The organism is Paraglaciecola mesophila KMM 241, assembly GCF_000315015.1.
Classification (GTDB): Bacteria; Pseudomonadota; Gammaproteobacteria; order Enterobacterales; family Alteromonadaceae; genus Paraglaciecola; species Paraglaciecola mesophila.
In genome coordinates this window covers 52,120-71,211 of the sequence record NZ_BAEP01000030.1, presented here as the reverse complement: position 1 = coordinate 71,211, position 19,092 = coordinate 52,120, and the positions used below count along the sequence as shown (strand labels likewise).

At 45.7% G+C, this 19,092-nt stretch carries 13 protein-coding genes; 3 read left to right on the top strand and 10 right to left on the bottom strand.

The window, feature by feature from the left end; genetic code table 11:
- Position 1: 1 nt before the first annotated feature.
- Positions 2-1,174, bottom strand: a complete 1,173-nt coding sequence (gene iadA, locus GMES_RS07290; RefSeq protein ID WP_006991988.1) for a beta-aspartyl-peptidase — start codon at positions 1,172-1,174, stop codon at positions 2-4.
- Between the two features lie 167 nt (positions 1,175-1,341).
- Positions 1,342-2,451: a mechanosensitive ion channel family protein gene (locus GMES_RS07285; protein WP_006991987.1), complete on the bottom strand. Its 1,110-nt coding sequence runs from the start codon at positions 2,449-2,451 to the stop codon at positions 1,342-1,344.
- A 268-nt stretch (positions 2,452-2,719) separates the two neighbouring features.
- Here GMES_RS07285 and GMES_RS07280 point away from each other — a divergent pair, with 268 nt between their 5' ends.
- The gene (locus GMES_RS07280) at positions 2,720-4,636 is read left to right on the top strand and encodes a glutathionylspermidine synthase family protein (RefSeq protein WP_006991986.1); all 1,917 of its coding nucleotides are present in this window, start codon (positions 2,720-2,722) and stop codon (positions 4,634-4,636) included.
- A gap of 125 nt (positions 4,637-4,761) precedes the next feature.
- Here the strand turns inward: GMES_RS07280 and GMES_RS07275 are convergent, their stop codons facing one another.
- From GMES_RS07275 to GMES_RS07260, 4 genes are all read right to left on the bottom strand, one after another.
- Positions 4,762-5,526 carry a tetratricopeptide repeat protein gene (locus tag GMES_RS07275; protein WP_006991985.1) on the bottom strand — a complete coding sequence of 255 codons (765 nt, stop codon included), beginning with the start codon at positions 5,524-5,526 and terminating at the stop codon, positions 4,762-4,764.
- A 215-nt stretch (positions 5,527-5,741) separates the two neighbouring features.
- Complete coding sequence (locus GMES_RS07270) at positions 5,742-8,051, bottom strand: FdhF/YdeP family oxidoreductase (RefSeq protein ID WP_006991983.1); 2,310 nt, start codon at positions 8,049-8,051, stop codon at positions 5,742-5,744.
- 74 nt (positions 8,052-8,125) lie between these two features.
- Positions 8,126-9,154 (bottom strand): formate dehydrogenase accessory sulfurtransferase FdhD, encoded by a 1,029-nt coding sequence (locus GMES_RS07265; protein WP_006991981.1) that lies wholly within the window; start codon positions 9,152-9,154, stop codon positions 8,126-8,128.
- 107 nt (positions 9,155-9,261) lie between these two features.
- Positions 9,262-10,239, bottom strand: a complete 978-nt coding sequence (locus GMES_RS07260) for a sulfite exporter TauE/SafE family protein (RefSeq protein WP_006991980.1) — start codon at positions 10,237-10,239, stop codon at positions 9,262-9,264.
- Positions 10,240-10,453: 214 nt separating this feature from the next.
- Here GMES_RS07260 and GMES_RS07255 point away from each other — a divergent pair, with 214 nt between their 5' ends.
- Positions 10,454-10,918: a DUF2244 domain-containing protein gene (locus GMES_RS07255; RefSeq protein ID WP_226990261.1), complete on the top strand. Its 465-nt coding sequence runs from the start codon at positions 10,454-10,456 to the stop codon at positions 10,916-10,918.
- 30 nt (positions 10,919-10,948) lie between these two features.
- Here GMES_RS07255 and GMES_RS07250 read toward each other — a convergent pair whose 3' ends face one another.
- Positions 10,949-12,070 carry a DUF2855 family protein gene (locus GMES_RS07250; RefSeq protein ID WP_006991978.1) on the bottom strand — a complete coding sequence of 374 codons (1,122 nt, stop codon included), beginning with the start codon at positions 12,068-12,070 and terminating at the stop codon, positions 10,949-10,951.
- A 144-nt stretch (positions 12,071-12,214) separates the two neighbouring features.
- Here GMES_RS07250 and GMES_RS07245 point away from each other — a divergent pair, with 144 nt between their 5' ends.
- Entirely contained in the window at positions 12,215-13,171 is a 957-nt protein-coding gene (locus GMES_RS07245; RefSeq protein WP_006991977.1) for an MBL fold metallo-hydrolase, read from the top strand.
- Between the two features lie 205 nt (positions 13,172-13,376).
- Here GMES_RS07245 and GMES_RS07240 read toward each other — a convergent pair whose 3' ends face one another.
- The 3 genes from GMES_RS07240 to GMES_RS07230 form a co-directional block, all read right to left on the bottom strand.
- Positions 13,377-13,880, bottom strand: a complete 504-nt coding sequence (locus GMES_RS07240) for a DUF2059 domain-containing protein (RefSeq protein ID WP_006991976.1) — start codon at positions 13,878-13,880, stop codon at positions 13,377-13,379.
- Between the two features lie 536 nt (positions 13,881-14,416).
- Positions 14,417-17,068 (bottom strand): TonB-dependent receptor, encoded by a 2,652-nt coding sequence (locus GMES_RS07235; protein WP_006991974.1) that lies wholly within the window; start codon positions 17,066-17,068, stop codon positions 14,417-14,419.
- Positions 17,069-17,821: 753 nt separating this feature from the next.
- A complete protein-coding gene (locus GMES_RS07230) occupies positions 17,822-18,805 on the bottom strand; it encodes a DNA topoisomerase IB (protein WP_006991973.1) in 984 nt (327 codons plus the stop codon).
- Positions 18,806-19,092: the final 287 nt, after the last annotated feature.

Sequence of the window (19,092 nt, the reverse complement as noted above, 5' to 3'; positions counted from 1 at the left end):
TTCATTCCTCAAACGACCCTTTTTTAATTATGTGCGTATCAAACACATGCCAAAGGCCTTGGGCCATCACATGTTTGATCCGCATATTGGGGTCTAGTATTAACAAGTCAGCGTCACACCCTAGGGTTAATCGGCCTTTATTTTTGAAATTCATCAAATCTGCAACGTTACTGGTGAAAAATGGCAAACATGCTTCCATGCTTATACCTTCATCAAGCAACTGATAGAACACCTCGGTCATGGACGACGAACTGGCAAAGTCCATCTTTGTCATATGTCCGTGGGAGTCGAAACAGGGTAAACAACCACCACCGTCAGAACTGATGGTCAATTTGTCTTGGGGTAGATCTTGCCCCATATAACGCATTAAGGCCTCAGCGGGTTCATACCCAACATCACCGGTTTCAAACGCAGTAACATCCACCCAGCAACCTTGTTTAGCCAACTCACAAGCTTCGTCAAATAGAGCTTTACGGCGATTAATATGCGTCGGGTTATAGGTTCTGGCAGGAATTTCGGCGGTATCTAACGCTTCGCGGATCAATGAAAGCCCGCGCTCACCATCCCCTAAATGCAAGTGTAATGTTCCCGCTTTCCCCGTCATCAAACGCGCTACATGCGCTTCAGAGGCTACTTTTAAAAGTTCGTTCAAAGTGGGTTGGCTAGAACGATGATCACTTATCGCCAGCTCCCCCACCCCAACTATGGGTTCAATAAACACAATATCTGATTTCACTGAACCAGTCAGCGTTGTCGGTGGCAAGTGATAACCACCTGTATAGCAATACGCTGATAATCCCTCTTCGCGTAATGCATACACCTGAGCGATGATTGATTCGGTATTTCGTGTTAAATCATCTGTACCTAATAAGCCCACCACAGTAGTGACACCCGCGCGCGTAAATTGACTCAAGGGCACGGGAGGGACTCGGGTTGAAAACCCAGCCTCGCCGCCTCCGCCCGTAATATGAGTATGGGCGTCGATAAAGCCAGGGATCACTGCGTGACCTTCGACGTCTACCGTTTGTATCGCTAATTCGTCTCCCAAAGTAGGGCACTTTCTGCCAATATAAACGACTTTACCACCAGCAATCATCAAATGAACCAAACCAAGGTTTTTAGGCGAGTACAGGGTGGCGTTTTTAATCAGTATGATAGAAGTAGATGGGCTCACAGGGGCTCTAGTCAAGAACGTTACATACGTTAGTTTACCCTAAAGCAACTCAAGCAGATAGAAAAGAACGCCAACGCAGCTATATAAAGGCACCCTGCTCACTTAAGATATTGCTCCACTCACACCCAACAATATGTGAGCGGCGGTGTTAAAACATTTGAGCGCATTTATTCAACGTCGTCCTTTGGCTCTTCAGAATATCTTGTCGGCATTTCTTTAATGTACAAGTCGTGCTTAGAGTAAGGTATTTCAATGTTGCGTTGCTTGAACTGTTTAAAAATTTCACTGTTGAGTATGTCAATCACTCTGCCCCGCAGTGCCGGTTTAGTAATCCACACCAGTAATTCAAACTCTAACGCGGATGCCCCATAGCGGCGAAAACGCACTCTGGGCTCTGGGTCGTCGCACACGTACTCTTTTTCCCCTAGCGCGATTTGCATTAAAACTTCACGCACTTCATCAATATCCGCATTGTAAGACACGCCAATGGGCACGCGGCAACGGGATTTCTCATGGGGTCCGCCTGATTCATTAATAATTTTAGAATTGCCCATCACCGAGTTTGGAATGGTCACTTCCACATCTTCACGGGTCAGCATTCGCGTACTGCGCATACCGATATGGGTGACCTCCCCGCGTTCACCAGAATCAAGCACAATATAATCACCAATTTTGTAAGGTGCATCCGCCATTATAAATACGCCCGAAAACAGATTAGCTAAGGTGTCTTTGGCAGCAAAGCCCACAGCGATACCGACAATCCCCGCTGATGCCAGCCAAGCGGTCATGTCTACACCCCAAACAGAGAACACGAAATACACCGCCAGCACCAAAATAATGATATTCACCAAATTTAAGAACAGCGGCAGCGTTTTGTTGTTCACCGCATGAAAGCGATTGGGATTAAGCGCTATTTGGCGCAACAGCACATGATTTGCGCGCAAGAAGAATGCAGTCCAAATAAGGATCGAAATGGACTGTAACGAGGAAAAAATGATATGCGCATACAAGTCAGTCGGCGCAAGAATTGACGCCGCACTTGAGAACCCCATTAGCAATAAACTGTAATAAATTGGCGTGTGTAGCAAATGTAAAAAACTACCGTCCAAGTCTACGTGTATGCGGGAGATAAGCGCTTTTAAACCCACAATCAATACATATTTAAAAATCGAAGCAACCAAAAACGAAAGAACAATAACCAGCGCAGCTTGGGTATAAAGATTATCGCCAAAGAAGGTTAAAAAGGGGGTAATGGTTTGATGTAATTGCTCAAACATGTATTTAATCCAATGGTATTTATGGGAAAAGTATAAATGAATCCGCTATTTAAAGCAGTTTAACCGCGACAGCAAGATAAAATTCGATACATCTCACTCTTTGATAAAGTTAAATGCGGAGATACAAGGCGTAAAAGCGCAATGGGCCAGGTGTGTGACTTTTCATGTTGCAGTGACGTCTACTGTGCACTAATTGAAATTAATTGGGCGCTGTTAGCTGACCGTAATTGATTTCACTATTGATTTTTACGCACTAAGGGTTATTCACATGGTACAGCCACATACGAATTTACTTTCTAATGATGAAAAATTACGCTCCCTGCCCTTTGGCGGCGTACAGGGCGTTACCGCCGATGGTGTTGTATCTTACTCTTCAGATTATGACACGGTAGATGAAACCCAATACCCCAATCGTAAAGCGTTTCGTAGCTACTACGATGGCGTTTACATGGGCTACAAATGGCAATGTGTGGAGTTTGCTCGGCGCTGGTTGTACATCAACAAAGGTCAAATATTCAACGATGTCGCCATGGCCTATGAAATATTCAAACTACGCTCAATTCGTGATGTGGTGAATAACACTGAATTACCGCTAAATGCCTTTGCTAATGGTTCCCTTCGTCGCCCTGAAATTGGCAGCATGCTGATTTGGGATGAAGGGGGTGAATTTGCACACACAGGTCATATCGCCATTGTGACTGAGGTTTTCGATGACAAAATTTGTGTCGCTGAGCAAAACATGAACTTCACCCCTTGGCCTGCGGGCCAGCATTACTCACGAGAAATTGAAGCAAAAGTAGGCATCAAAGGCGACTATTGGCTTAAGTGCGCCTTCACTGATTCCACTATTTTAGGCTGGGTTACCCAAACGGCAGATAGCACTCATAGCGTACTTTTGCCTGACGCTAATCCTGCACTGTTCCAGTTAGGGATAGCCGAGCACACTCATTCTGATGTAATAGAGCGACCTTGGCTGAATATTGCCAACGAAGATGAATCCGCGTATGTCGATATGATGAACGGACACTGGTTAACCTCCGTGGAAGGCGACTACTTTAAGTATTTCGCGGTTTCCCAAAGCGCGCTAGACACGCTTGAGTCAGCCACCGACGAGCTACATGGCTTATTCATGCACGCAACCGACTATGTGTTGCAACACCCAGAGTTGCTAAGTGCATTTGAATTACCTGAATCAATATTGCCTAAGGTGATTCGCTCTTGGGACAACCGAGATAATCAGTTGATCACCAGCCGATTCGACTTTGCGATGACCACCAATGGCCTCAAGGTATACGAATACAATTGCGACTCTGCTTCGTGCTACATGGAAGCGGGAAAAGTACAAGGCAAATGGGCGCGACATTTAGGCATTAAAAGCGGTGCCGATAACGGCGCAAACTTATTTAAAGAGTTGGTCGACGCTTGGCGCGAATGTGATGTAGTTGCAGGGCCCAATGCCACCATACATGTACTGCAAGATGTTGATGCAGAAGAAGACTACCACGCGCTTTTTATGAAAAAAGCCATTGAAGCTGCAGGGTTTAAATCGGTACGTGTTATCGGCTTAGACGCACTCACATTCGGTGCGCAGGGTCAAATACTCGACCAGTTCGGTAACCCTGTTCGTTGGGTATGGAAAACATGGGCCTGGGAAACGGCACTTAATCAATTACGCCAAGAGAGTCAGGCAAACGGAAATAACGCATCAGCGCAACATAGTGTTCAACTTTCTGATGTGCTGCTAAATGACAATATCATGGTGTACGAGCCCCTGTGGACACTGATCCCAAGCAACAAAGCGATATTACCCATATTGTGGTCGCTGTTCCCGAATCACCCTTTGCTGCTTAATACCAGCTTTGAGCTCAGTGATGAGTTAAAAGCGACCGGCTACGTGGTGAAACCGATTGTTGGGCGCTGCGGCGAAAACATTCAGCTTATTGATGCGAACAGCAATGTGCTAGATAACAAAGGCGGCGCATTCGGTGAACGGGAGCAAATTTACCAACAGCTTTTTGCACTGCCCAAAATCGAGAATTATTACGTGCAAATCTGTACGTTCACCGCAGCCGGACATTATGCTGGTAGCAATGTAAGGGTAGATAAATCGATGATTATCGGTAAAAGCAGTGACTGTATGGCGCTGCGTACTTTAGACGACGAGGCATTTTTACAGCTAAAATAGCGAACCTGCACAGAATTACCGTGCCTCACGGCTAAAAAGCTAACAATACCGATTTCCAGCGTTTAACAACCAAGTGCTGTGACGGCGTAACACCGAGCTATTATGGCACTTGGTTAAATATCACCTCAGTCGTTTTCTATTTTTACCAGCAGTTCGTCGATGGCCATACGGCGATATTTATCAGCAATGGGCCTGTCGAGTCGAACCGGTGCTTGTTTTGCGCGCAGCAAATACCCTTTCGCGTCTTCGCTATCACCGTCATTAAACAAGAACTCGCCGTAAAAGAAATTACTGTCGATACTTGCCGGGTGGCGTTCAATGGCTTTTATCAAAAGCTTTTTGGCTTGTTTATCGCTGCCGAAGCTTAAGGGCCATCCCGGTACCTTATGATAAAGCGTACCGAGGGAGAATGTCGCGACCCCATCTAGCGCGTCGTTATCTAGTTCAAGAGACTTTTCAAAAGAGACTTTGGCTTTTTTTGCCAGCCCAAGGGCATCAGTGCCACCGATTGCAGCCGCTGCGGTGGATTGGCAAATACCTAACCACGCCCAATACCCGGCATTGTCAGGCTGGTCTTGAACCAGTTCATTTGCTTGGGTGATTAACGCCTTGAATGCATCAATTTTCTCGTCGCCGCTAAAGGTGTAATTCACCTTTGCCCAGCGCTGTTGCAACGCATGAAGCTCTGGCGTTACGCCAGCATCCAAAACCAGAGACTCTGCTTGATGATCATTGCCACCACGTAGGCTGGCTACTTCGTCACTTTTTGGCTCGGCATGGGCAAAGGTAGATGATGCTGCCAACAATGAAAGACCAAGTAAGGCGGCTTTTTTGCAGCTTCCAGTTTGTAACGCGTTGCCAATCACACTGTTGCTTATTGTTTTGACCACTGATTTTTCTGCCTTTTTATTATGGTTTTACCGTGTTTATATCGCAATTTAAAGCCCTGTCCATCAGCGCGACGGATAACCCCCACACGGTATTGATTCGCCAATCGTTTTAGCCGTGGCTCTACTTATGCGCTGATTTTTAACGTGTACGCAGAGCTTATACTTATGCACTGAGCTTAAACGTATGCGCTACACCTATGCATAGCGAGCACGCACTAAGCATGTAAGCTAATGACGATTGACTTGTAAGCTGGCGTGTTACTTTTATCCGCTACACTGCCAATGGGTATTAAATCGTTGGTCTCTGGGTAGTACGCTGCGGCGCAGCCTCTGGGAATGCCATATTCCACTAAGGCAAAGTCACTTACCTCACGTAGCGCAGCCTTATCGTTTGGCCAGTGACTTCGGATACTCACATGTTGACCGGCCTTTAAGCCAAATGCTTCCATGTCTAAGCGATTAATAAACAAGACTTTGCGCGTACCATGAATACCACGATAGCGATCATTGTTGGTATACACAGTGGTATTGAATTGGTCGTGACTACGAATGGTCATCATCAATAAACACCCCTTGGGCACCTCAACACTTTCAATCGCATGCACCACAAAATTAGCTTTTCCGGTGGCGGTGACAAATTTGCGGGCGTCACGCACGCCGTTGGGTAATACGAACTCTCCCAATTCATCAATCCGTTGGTTAAAGTTTTCGAACCCTGGGATCACGTTAGCGATATGGTCGCGAATAAGTCGATAATCAGCACTTAAGGCTAACCAATCGATGGTGTCGTTTTTGAGCGTATGCGCAGCTAACTGGGCAAGAATATCTATCTCACTTTTTAACAACGTTGACGCTGGGGGAATTTTACCGTGAGATGTTTGAATCACCCCCATTGAGTTTTCAACCGTAATCGTTTGAATGCCGCTTTCTTGGGTGTCTATTTCGGTGCGCCCTAAGGCGGGTAGAATCAAAGCTTGCTTGCCCGTATGTAAGTGCGAGCGGTTGAGCTTTGTAGACACCTGCACTGTTAATTCACACTGGCTTAGGCCTTTATCGTTGGCTTGGTGATCTGGCATGGCTCTAAAAAAGTTGCCGCCAAGGGCGAACAACACTTTTATGTCACCCTTTTGCATGCCGTGCACCGTTTCGACAGCGTCAACGCCGTTTGCCCGCGGTGGGCTAAAGCTGAATTCCTTTTCAAGAGCATCTAAAAATGCGGGTTCCGGTTTCTCCCAAATCCCCATAGTGCGATCGCCCTGCACATTGCTGTGGCCACGCACAGGGCAAACGCCCGCCCCGGGTTTACCCAAATTACCTTGTAGCATCAAAAAATTGGTCATTAATTGAATATTGGCCACGGCATTTTTATGCTGCGTCATGCCCATGGCCCAGCAGCATATGGTCTTTTTAGAGCTGCATGCGATATCAGCGGCTTCTTCAATTTGCGCGTGGGTCAATCCGCTGCCCTGCTCTATGTCTTGCCAACTCGTTTGCTCAATGTCGGTTTTGAATTCGTCAAAGCCATGGCAATACTGCTCGATAAACTGATGATCGAGTACTGGTTGGTGCTGGCTGTCTCGCTCAATCAGTGATTTACATAAGCCTTTTAGTAAAGCCACATCACCGTTTATTTTCACCGGCAGGTATAAATCTCGTAGCGCAGTACCGCTGCCTATAACGCCCGACACTTCTTGCGGATTTTTAAAGCGTTTAAGCCCCGTTTCGTCCAGCGGGTTAACGGCGACTATTTTCGCCCCGTGACGTTTCGCTGCTTGCAGCGATGAGAGCATTCGCGGGTGATTCGTCCCTGGGTTTTGGCCAAATAAGAAAATGGCTTCTGCATGCTCCAAATCTTCAAGGCTGACGGTGCCCTTGCCTACGCCTATAGTTTCGCCTAGGCCCACTCCACTTGATTCATGGCACATGTTTGAACAATCAGGCAGGTTATTGGTGCCAAATTTACGCACGAACAATTGATATAAAAACGCCGCTTCGTTACCTGTGCGCCCTGATGTGTAAAATGCGGTTTGATCCGGCGTATCTAATTGATTCAACTGAGTGGCAATCATCTCAAACGCACTCGACCATTCGATTGGCTGATAATGGCTCGCCCCTTCTGGCAACCACATTGGCTGCACTAATCGGCCTTGGTCGTTTAGCCAGCGGTCTGACTCTCCGCGCATTTTGCTTACACTGTGCTGAGCAAAAAACTCAGCATCTGCGCGCTTTGTAGTGGCCTCATCGGCGACCGCTTTTGCACCATTCTCACAAAACTCGAACGTGGCTCGTTTTTCAAGTGGATCAGGCCACGCGCAACCGGGGCAATCGAACCCTTCTATTTGGTTTAGATCAGATAGTAGCCGCGTCCCTTTAATCGCCCCAGCTTTGGTCGTTACATTTTTGTAGGCGGATAGTACGGCAGGTATTCCGGCAGCCCACTCTTTGGGCTGACTGATTTCGATGCGCTGAGTGTCAGATGGGTCGAATGAGGGTGACTTTTCACTCACGCGTGATTCGGTTTTCATATTGACTCCTTGAATCAACACTCGCCAATTGAAACTGACAAGCACTGAGTAATGATTTTAGATTAAGCAAGCCACTAAACAATTCTGTGGTCGCAGGTATATACATTGATACGTTTTTGACTAATAAAGCCCACTAAGCAAATATCGCATTCTTTGGCCAGCTCGATAGCCAACGTGGACGGTGCACCCATGGCGAGGATCATACCGATATTTGCCATGGCGGCTTTTTGCACTAAGTCGAAACTGATCCGCGAGCTTATGACCACCCCGTACTCCTTCGTTTTTTCGGGGGTATTTTCCACTAAAAGCATGGGTAAATTAGCACCAATCAGTTTATCGAGTGCGTTATGACGACCAATATCTTCACGCACATCAATAAGCCTGTTTGCACCTGTTTGCGGTGCATTCAAGTCAGCACTCTCTGGTAGTGCAAATAGCCCAGCCCCGTGACTGCCCCCCGTGGCGGCAAAGGCGGTTTGCTGTTGGCGAAGTGCATTCGCTAAAGATAAAACCTCGTTGTTTAACAGCGAAGCGTTATTGGGCATATCTCGCTGGGGAATTTTATCGAGCAATACATCAATAGAGCGCTGGCCACACACACCGCAGCCTGAATTAACATACTCGATGTGACTCCCACTTTGGCTTTGCCCTGAGGTAATGTCGAAGTCAGATTGGGGGTGTAAAGTCACTAATATCTGATTTGCCTCATTACCTTTTATTCGCTCACTACCGGTATGAGTAACGCTTTGAATATCAGCGCTATTTGCCAACAATCCGCTGGAGTGCAACCACCCCGTGACTAACGCGACATCGTCCCCGGGGCTGCGCATAGTGGTCAGCAACAAACTGGCGTTACCGCCCTGTTTAAGAGGATGTTTCAACCAAATTTCAAGCGGCTCTTCACTGGCGATGGTATCGTCGATGGCCAAGCGGCCAACGGAGCTTTGCTCCCGCTCAGGTTTTTCTGTCAGCTCAAGGCTGTTTGCCCGCTCATGGCTATTTGCCAGCTCAAGGTTATTTGCCAGCTCAAGGCTGTTACCTTGCTCCCCAGTGAGGTTCGTTGATACAAGGCGCGTTATTGGAAATGTTTTAACTCTACTCACCTTTACATAGAAAAAATAATTCAGTCGTTAATTCAACATTTAATCAGATGAATTAACCCGTTTTGAGGTGCCTTTCTAATTGAGCAATCTGTGACAGAGCCTTTTGCTTAAAACACCAAGCCGGATACACCTAAAACTAAGATCCAACTCGCGAAAAACAACTTCAAATGTGTGGGCGAGAAATGCAACACCAGCCGTTTGGCCAATATGCCGCCAACCACGGCACCCGGCCCTGCAAATAATACCACCGGCCAATAAATGGCATGGCTCACTAAGACATGGTGCGCTACACCCGACCACACAGTGACGGCACTTAATATGACTGCACATGCAATTGAAAAGGTCACATTGAAGCCGCGCATAATTAAATACACAGCCATTAGCTCACCTACTCCGATGGACAAATATGCCGTAATTACGCCGCCACAAATACAAATAATCGGTAACAAAATACTATCTAACGGGCGTAATCGCAGTTTTAAAGTGCTGCGACCTGTCATGGCGACCATCAAAAACATGCTGATTGCCAGCAAAATAGAAAACACACCGAAACCAATGTGCAACTTGTCACCCTGGGCGAGTACGCCAAACCAGCTAGGGTTAAACTGAGCAATCAGCAAGCCAACTATCGATGCAGGAATGCTCAGTAACAGAACCGGATACAAACTCTGCCACTGAGTTATATGCAGAGTTTCCGTGGCACGCTTATCACGGGTGTCGTTTTCATCACTGCACTGCCCTGAAATTTCATCAAAGTGTTCAATTGGCTGCACGTCATCACCGCTTTGCGCTACATGAAAGCGCCACCAAGTGATTGCCCCCGCCGTCATGCCAAAACACTGAATGGCAAAGCTAGTCGCGACCGTTGCGGCGGGTGAAAAGCCCATTTGATTAAAAAATGGCACAAACACTACGCCACCACCAGCACCTGTCGCGTTAGCAAACACAGCGCCCATCACACCTAAAAAAGCGAAAGCGGCGTGCTGTGTAAAGAGTTGGATAGGCTCTTGCTGAAACGCCAAAACGGCGCACCACGTTACGATCAAGAAGCCACGAATTTGCCCAGCGGAAAATTGAGAAAACATTGAATTTACACTACATTTTGATATCGACAGGACTTTGCCAGAAAACCCATATTCGCGCAAAGTAATTCAATTTACTAGGGTTGTTAGCTTTTAATGGTCACGCGTACTTTTACACAGTTATTGCTTTGCGCATCAGCAACTTCGCTCAGTGCGCTTCGCTTATTAAAAGCGCAAACACCCTGTGGTTAGTTTGCGTGAAACACAAGAGTGCTGGGTGCTAACTTTATCACCTAATCGCTCAGCCAATTGGGCGCAAACTAAGCGATTGATCAGTGCTATGGCATTTATCGTTATGAGCATTGCGTTAGCATGGACATTTGTCGGCGCTTGGTTAGTACTGCCTTTCGCCGGCATGGAAGTGGGTTTACTGTGGTTTATTTCTTATCGCGTGTCGCTTTTCACTTATCAGCAGCAAGTCATCACTATCAGCAAGACCGACATCAAACTGCAAGCGGGTATATACAGACCGCGAAAAAGCTGGCTTTTCAAGCGCCACCAAACCTACCTTGGCTTAATAGAAGCTGACAGTAAATATGATTGTATTCAATTACGTTTTGTTGACGATACGCGGCATGTGACATTTGGGGAGTTTTTGAATCAGAGCGACCGTATGCTTGCACTGGCGCATTTGAAAGCGCTGCCCATTCAGGTATTAAGCGACAGATGGTGGCAAGCTTAGCTCACTACCACTCGTCAAATAATTAAGCGCTTAAAACTTCAGTACGTTAATTTCTTCGTTGTTCAACGTGCCGGCTAAACCTTGTTGATACAAGTCTTGAATGGCCTGCGCACCTTGGTAATCAACCACTTCAATTTTGCCTTGCATGTGCGCGTTAAAACTTCCCCACGCTTGCGCGTAACGCTCATTGAACCCTTCGCGCGTCCATTCTTCTGTGCGTTTTTTCACTTGGTGAGGCGCAAAGAACAATTGCCCGTGTAATTTACCTTTGGGTTTATTGGTTTGCGATTTCACATCAGTGGCGCCAATAAAGACCTCGCGAGACAGTTTGTCGCCCAGTAAATCTTGTAGGTCTAGGAGCAGTTGCTTATTGCCCGCAAAGTCGAGCACCCAGCTTTCACCGTCTTGGCTTATCTGATCGATATCTTTGTATTCAAGTACATCATCGTAACAAGCAAAGGACTCTGTTAGCGCTTTGTTCGCTGTACTGGTTAACCCCACAACTCGATAATGCCCACCACGCTGAGCTTTGTGTTTCATCAATAAATGCGCACAACCATATGCGGTTTTACTTGATGCACTGGTGAGTAACACAGTCGTCACCTTATCGGTAATGTGTTCACCCACAAAGTCGTCCAGCACGAGCGATGTCATAAACAAGGGGCGATAATTCAGTAACCACGCTTGGGAGTCTTCTTGGTAAGCTGGGTCTTGAGCGCAGCGTAAGTAGTTGTCATACACAGGTGAGCTACTAACACGCTGAGGATGATTATCAAAAAAGCTCACGTCTGTGGCTTTATCCACATTCACCAGCAAATGCGTACCCATAGGAAAATAGCCATACACCACTTCACCGACTTCGGCTCTAGGATGCTTGGACGCAATAACGGTACCGAACCCCCAAACAGGTACAATACCCCACTGCTCATCAGCAGGGAAAAATCCCCAATAACCCATTTTTTCGCCGGTGACAGCATAGCTAATGTTATTGGCCGAAAAACCAAAACTATCGACTTTTAAAATTGCTTGTCCGTCTTGCAATTGCGCCGCATCTAGCTCGCCATCAACGATTTTGGTTTGAGAAATATCTGCTTTATTTACCCAAATCTGTGTATTGTTTATTTTCGTATCGTTGCGCTTATGGTCTGACATGAGATGTGTCCTTGTATGAGAAAACTGCAACGATTATAGGGATGTAGTGAAATTTTTATGCTACAAAATCCATCATATTTGTGAATACGCGCACATCACAGCGACTAATTTCTGCGCAGAAATCTTATAAATCAAGGACAGTCCATGGCAATAATTAACACTGCATCACGATCTATTTCGCTAAAGCAGCTAACATCACACGCCGTAACAATGTTGCTGGTAGCCACTGGTTTTAGTGCGCACTCAGCGCCTGCCCAAAGTTGTGCTAAGCAAGATGTTACCTTGCAAGTGCTGGGCTCTGGTGGCCCAGAATTAAACGACGGGCGCGTTTCGTCCAGCTACCTTATTTGGCATAAAAATAAAGCTCGAGTGTTAATTGATGCAGGCCCTGGCAGCAGCGTTAATTTTGGTGCGTCAGGGGCAGACTTCGCCGATTTACAAGGGATATTGTTAACCCATTTACATGTGGATCACAGCGCCGATTTACCCGCCTACGTCAAAGGCTCTTACTTTACCTCACGCAGTGAAGACTTAACTGTATTTGGCCCTGCAGGGAACGCCATGATGCCGGATACCAGCGAATATTTGGCAAGTCTAATGGGCAGCGAAGGGGCTTTTGCTTATTTAAGTGATTACACCCAACGCACAAGCCAAGCTGACTACCATATCAACGCGCAAAACATTCCCCTGATGCCGATAAAGCAGCACAGCCAAAAAATCAGTAATGACATCGCCATCACCGCCAGTCCAGTGCATCATGGGCCGATTGCTGCACTCGCATGGCGAGTAGATATTGGCACCTGCAGTATTACCTTTTCAGGGGATATGAGTAACAAAAACGATACGTTAGCGACGTTAGCCAAAAACAGTGATATTTTGGTTATGCACAATGCCGTGCCACAAAGTGCAACAGGCGCTGCCATAAACCTACATATGCGCCCAATCGATATAGGTAAAATAGCCCAGCAAGCCAATGCTAAACGTGTGGTATTATCCCACTTTATGAACCGCACTAGAAATGACAGCGAAGCAACGCTTGGCTTTATTCAGCAGTACTATTCCGGCAAGGTAGAATTAGCCACAGATATGGCGACGTTTTGAAGAAGCGTGAGTTTGATGGGAACGGCTTGATGTGAAGTACTATGACTTAAGTACAGGCTCAATTATTAATAATTTTATATGAAAAGCCGCCTGATGATTGGAATAAAATCACCGAATGAGGCGGCTTTTGGCTACTGTTTTAAGAGTGAAAAACCTCTAAAGCCTGCCACAAAGACTGGCGTAACATTATTATCACGCGGCTTAGTTACTCGCCGTCTTGCTGTCGAGCTTGTTGTATTTCGCCCTGCATTTCTTGGGCAATAGCTTGTATTTCGGGCATTAAACTGCGCATAGCCTGTTGACCCGCCATCATTGAGTCTTGCATCACTAAAGGCATTTTTTGGGTCATGCTTTTACCTACATCTGATTTGTAAAATTCAATCAAACCATCAATTTCATGCTGATTAAAGTGCTTCAAGTACACATTGATCATGGGCTCTTTAAATTGCTCCCATGTCATTTTCTTTTTGAGCAATTGATCGATCTTGCCCATGTATTTTTCAAAGGCGGGCCTTTCCGGTTCAGAAATGTTCATTTGAGTAGCCATGTTATTAAACATAGTGCTCACCTGCCCTTGCATCGCATCCATGATTTTCGATACATCCGTTAACATCATTAGTTTTTCAACCGATTCTCGGCTCGCTTTGGTCTCGGCTTGAGCGCCAAAAGTGATGCATAATAAGGTTAACAGTAAAATTCGTACTTTCATTTTTAATCCTTTAGATTTGAGGGTAAATAACCCCCGCGTATTCAAAATTGCTTAATTCGTGATCCTTATACCTGCGCTATCAAAATCAATTAATACTAAGCATTTCAATTAATAGCAGCCACTAGCATAAACTATTTTTACGTCTATTTGCTTACGTTTCGCACAAGAAATCGTGACTGGCACGAGTAAAAAACAACCTTTAAGAAGCGCTGTGAATGCATCATCTACGCTAATCACACGTATACTAAATTATTCTCACTTTTTAAGTTCTCTCTAATGTAAATCACAGAAGCAACTTTCATGAGAACTTGGTATAGGCGAACCACCACTTATTGGAAATACCATTATGCGCCAAGTAAACAGCGTGTTCGTCTGCGATGTCGTCGACACTCAACTAGCGTCAGAACTCGGAAATACTGATTTGGCTGCTGGCTTAGTAATACAAAAAAATCCGGTAAATATTATTTACCGGATTTATGCTTAACGTGTTTTTATAGCTGTTGACTATTTTATTTCTAGGTTTCTCGCTTTCTAGCCTAGAAGCGTGCAGTGACCTTGGCGTGATAGTAACGGCCCATTACGTCATATACTTCGGGTACGGTATTGGCGTTATTCCATGAATATATGTATGGCGGCGTTTTATCAAACACGTTATCTATACCGGCCGAAACTGACCACGTGTCATTCACAAAATATTGCGCGGCTAAGTCATGATAGGTTACAGAGCTTACGTCTTGCACTAAGTCATAAGCAGCGTAGTAATCATCTGTCATGCTACCGATGTAGCGGATTTTGTAGCTTGCGGTCCAATCATCTTGCCCGACTTTAATACCTAGGTTAGATTTCCACTTGGCGAATCCGCCGTTAGTGCCATCGATTTTACCCGTATATTCCACCTCGTCTTCTGTGTATTCAAGCAGGCGGGTAGCATCTAAGTCCACACCCCAATCGTACCCCATGGCTTCGAACACGTAGGTCATGTTCATGTCAATGCCGCGGGTTTCAACCGTTCCCACGTTGGTCAAGGGCGATTCCATGTAATCGATGTTGCCAGTGATTTCATTACGCGTGATGTTTAGCACATCACAATAGGATGTTTCGCCGGCGTAACATTGATCCAAATAGGTCTGGGTAGAGATACGTGAAATCGCATTGCTCACTTCAATATTGAAGTAATCTACCGTGGCGGATAAGCCTTCGATATAGTGCGGGTTGTACACCAATCCTAGGGTAAAGGTATCGGCTTCTTCTGGGCTCAAATTGGCCACAGTGGTGTAGGTGTTTTCAATTTGGCCATCGCTGTACACAAAGTTGGCGTTATTGATTTGCGCCGCACAGGTTTGATACAGGCTTGAACTCGGGTCGCCAGCGCCATACCCCGAACAAGGATCAGTTAAATAATCGTATGAGCCAACATCGCCGCCGTACAGCTCATCAACCGTTGGGGCACGAAACGCGGTAGAGGCCACACTTCGCAACATTAAGTCATCATTCACATGCCAACTTAGGCCTAACTTCCAGGTGGTGTCGGAATCAAATGTACTGTAGTCAAACCAACGCACGGCTGCATCAACCGATAAACTTTTCACAAAGGGCAAATCGGCTAGAAGTGGGATCGCAAATTCAGCGTAGATTTGCGTGGTGTCAAAGTCCCCTGATGTAGGCTCTTGTGCTGATGCACTGCCATCACCAGCAACGGTGACCGCATCAGGCTGATACCAGCCTTTCTCACGCCGGTATTCAGCCCCTGCTGCAAAGCCAACAAAACCTGCCGGAAGCTCAAATAAATCACCGGTCACGTTAAGGTTTACGATATTGAATTCGTTACCGCCACTGGCTTGATCGGTGTATGAGATATAATCGATGGTATCGCTAGAGAGCTCGCCTTCATTAACGAACCAATCTTGACAAGGAATGCTGACGTCATTGCAGATTGTCGCGTCCATGGTGTTATAAAGCTTGGTTAAATTAATGTAGTTAGAGGAGCGGTCTGTGGCATCGTTACGGCCATACGAGTATGAGAGATCCCAGTCGTAACCTGAGCCGACATTCCATACACCTTGGGCGCCCATCACCACTCGTAAGGTATCTGTGACTTGATCGAACACGCGATCGCCCACTTCTGTCATGCGCCGGCGCATAGACGTAGCAGTTCCAAATGGATTGCCGGTGGCGTCTGCGGTTAATATGGCTTCAATGGGTGACGGGGCCATTTGCTGAGTAGATGTGCGTTTGGTATATAACGACTCTAAGTAGATTTGTGTGTGTTCATTGATATCATAATTTGCATTGGCAAATAGGCCTACACGCTTTTGTGGTGTGTATAGATACGATCTATCAGCGTAGTTATAGGCGTTGTAGTCCTCAGTCCAGTTCTTCTCGCTGTCTAGGGTTCCCCAACCATCTCCTGAGTTGTAGTTGCCGCCCGGAATGTATGAACTCCCACTCACGCATGCACCTGAATCATCAAAATCATTGTCTGGACAGGCTGAAAAGCCACGATCACCTTGCATCGCTTTACCACGATCAACGTAACTTAAACCCAATACGAAATTGCCTTTTTCACTGCTGCCACCTGTGACCAAACTGATATCGGCTGTGTTTGCATCGCCTTCATCTGAGCCAGCATAACCCGTGGATAACTCAATACCGTCGAAATTGGTCTTAGTAATAATGTTCACTACACCGGCAATGGCGTCAGAGCCATAAACGGCAGATGCGCCGTCTTTTAGCACTTCAATGCGCTCGATTGCCGCTAACGGGATGGTGTTTAGATCCACGGAAGAGTCAGCCCCAGTGCCGGAATTCACCATACGGCGGCCATTGACTAACACGAGTGTGCGACTGGTACCTAAGCCACGTAAATTAATTCGCGCGGCACCTGCTCCGCCGTTATTGGTTGCAGCCCCCGTAGCCATACCGCTTGATGCGGTACTTTGCTGCAACACTTGCTCAACCGAAGTAAAGCCACCTAGGGTAATGTCTTCGGCGCTGATAATGGAAACAGGGCTAGCGGATTCTAGATCAGTACGCTTTATGCGTGAGCCGGTGATTTGGATTTTTTCTACTGACTTTGCATGCTCGTCAATTTCTTGTGCTAAAACCATGCTACTGGGTAGCAGCATGGTTGAGCCAGTAACCAGTAATGAAAGTCGAATCGACTGCGTTAAAACACTCTTTATAAACATTTCGAATTCCCTAAATGGACCCATGCAACATAAGTAACATGAATGCACTTTCTTTATTATTTTATGAGTGACACTGCGTGTCTGTATGTTATTTATGGGATACACCCAAGCGCGAAATTAAGCACCGAGAGTAGAAATGAATCAAATCAAATCAAATGGATTAAAAACACAGCTTTAAAACAATAATTTACTATCTGCTGACAGTGGCTTTACAGTCTCTGACATAAAATTGCATAACTATGCAATAAGAACAAAAATAGAACGCAGAAATTTGCTTAACGCTCTATATAAGTAAAAGGAAGATTCACGGGGACTTTCAATTTATGATTGCGTATGGATTAGTTTAAACAGAGAAAGACCTTTAAAAAAGCAATAAACAGCGCTACGGATTTATTTTTAGGTTAAATTAAAGGGTTAGTTTGAAGTACTCTATATTGGAAAAATTAAAACAAGCGCGGCCGCCGCATTTTTATAAAACATGAATTAAAATTCATTATCTATCGCCCAACTACACACTTTATGCACATTGTTTACGCAAAAATTACACTAGACCTATGCTATATGGTGTGTGAATTTGGCATAATAGCTATCGACAGCGTAGTGAACTGTTATGTACCTCCCTGGTGCTAATTGCTGCTAGTTGATAACGACTAGCAGCATACCTTTCACTGCATCGTTTATGTTATTTTTCGCTCAATATCACATAAGTTTAAAGAATGCACTTTCAAATAAGAATAACTTAAAGCCATAGACTTACGATTCGACTATATATTCAAGCAATTTTAAGGTGGCTTTTTCATCTGGGCTGAAATACTTGGCTCGAGTGCGCTTAAGTTGTTTGCGAAAATAATCAAGTGTACGACCACTTTCGTAGTGCAGGATAACGCCGGGGTGAATATAGTTTGAGCGGCATACTGCTGGCGTGTTACCAAGCTCGCCGGCCACTTTTTTAACTGCCGCTAACACATTACTTTGACTGAGCTTTTCATCATCAGCAGGCCCAAGTTCGTCAAGCGCTATGGCCATCAGTACTGTACCAGCCCAAGTACGAAAGTCTTTCGCGCTAAAATCTTCCCCCATCACTTCTGCAATGTATTGGTTTAGATCCTGTGCGCTAATATTTTTACGCTCCCCATCCGCTAGCGTGACATCAAACAACTCGTAGCCAGTCATCTTTTCCAGCTGAGTTAACACATTGGTCACGTGTTTGTCGGCGATTTCGCGATGCTGTTGTTTGTGACTTTTCCCGACGTAATCAAATTCCACATGATTGCGCTCAATATTCATGTGTTTAACGCGCAGCGTGGTCAAACCGTACGTTTGATTGTCTTTGGTGTAGGTCGGGTTGCCAGGCCTGAAAAATGCGTCATCTAACATGCGTGTCATGCAGGCTAATACCACGTTTTCATCAATAGGGCGCTGGGTGATATGCTGTCCGGTGACACGCCGCATAGTGGAAAGTTCTTTTGCGAAACGCAATATACGTTCAAATTTTTGCTCGCTGGCCTGTTCGGTCCATTTGGGGTTGTATATATATTGTTTGCGATTTTGCGCGTCCCTGCCAAAGGCTAATACTTTAGCGCTACGGTCAAGCTCAATTTGCACCTCTTGCCAAGCAGGTGGGATAGCTAAGCTCTGCACCCAACGCTTAATTCCCTTGTTTTTAACCGTTCTACCAGAGGGGTATCGGTAGGTAAACTTATCACCAAACGGTTTTCGAATAATAAAGCGCTCCATTTACAATCTCCTAACTTGCTGCGTTGCGCAGTCATTTTTATAAATTTACATACTGCACTTACCAATAGTTAGTTCACTTACTAAAGGTTTTTGAGTAATAAAAAGCACTAACGATAAAGGCGTTTTCACAATAATTATTAGTCTTGATTGAACAGAAAGTTCAGTGGTCTACATCGAGCAGAATAAGATTTCACCTGTTGTCGCTCAATCGCTTCTGTTATACGGCATAGCGCAAGCTCAAAGAGTCTTCACAGAGAAAAATCTTGTAGGCAAGATAGTGCTGAGCA

Coding starts and splice junctions, on each gene's coding strand:
- GMES_RS07285 (WP_006991987.1), bottom strand. CDS start 2,451: ATGTTTGAGCAATTACATCAAACCATTACCCCCTTTTTAACCTTCTTT.
- GMES_RS07280 (WP_006991986.1), top strand. CDS start 2,720: ATGGTACAGCCACATACGAATTTACTTTCTAATGATGAAAAATTACGC.
- GMES_RS07270 (WP_006991983.1), bottom strand. CDS start 8,051: ATGAAAACCGAATCACGCGTGAGTGAAAAGTCACCCTCATTCGACCCA.
- GMES_RS07260 (WP_006991980.1), bottom strand. CDS start 10,239: ATGTTTTCTCAATTTTCCGCTGGGCAAATTCGTGGCTTCTTGATCGTA.
- GMES_RS07250 (WP_006991978.1), bottom strand. CDS start 12,070: ATGTCAGACCATAAGCGCAACGATACGAAAATAAACAATACACAGATT.
- GMES_RS07245 (WP_006991977.1), top strand. CDS start 12,215: ATGGCAATAATTAACACTGCATCACGATCTATTTCGCTAAAGCAGCTA.
- GMES_RS07240 (WP_006991976.1), bottom strand. CDS start 13,880: ATGAAAGTACGAATTTTACTGTTAACCTTATTATGCATCACTTTTGGC.
- GMES_RS07235 (WP_006991974.1), bottom strand. CDS start 17,068: ATGTTTATAAAGAGTGTTTTAACGCAGTCGATTCGACTTTCATTACTG.
- GMES_RS07230 (WP_006991973.1), bottom strand. CDS start 18,805: ATGGAGCGCTTTATTATTCGAAAACCGTTTGGTGATAAGTTTACCTAC.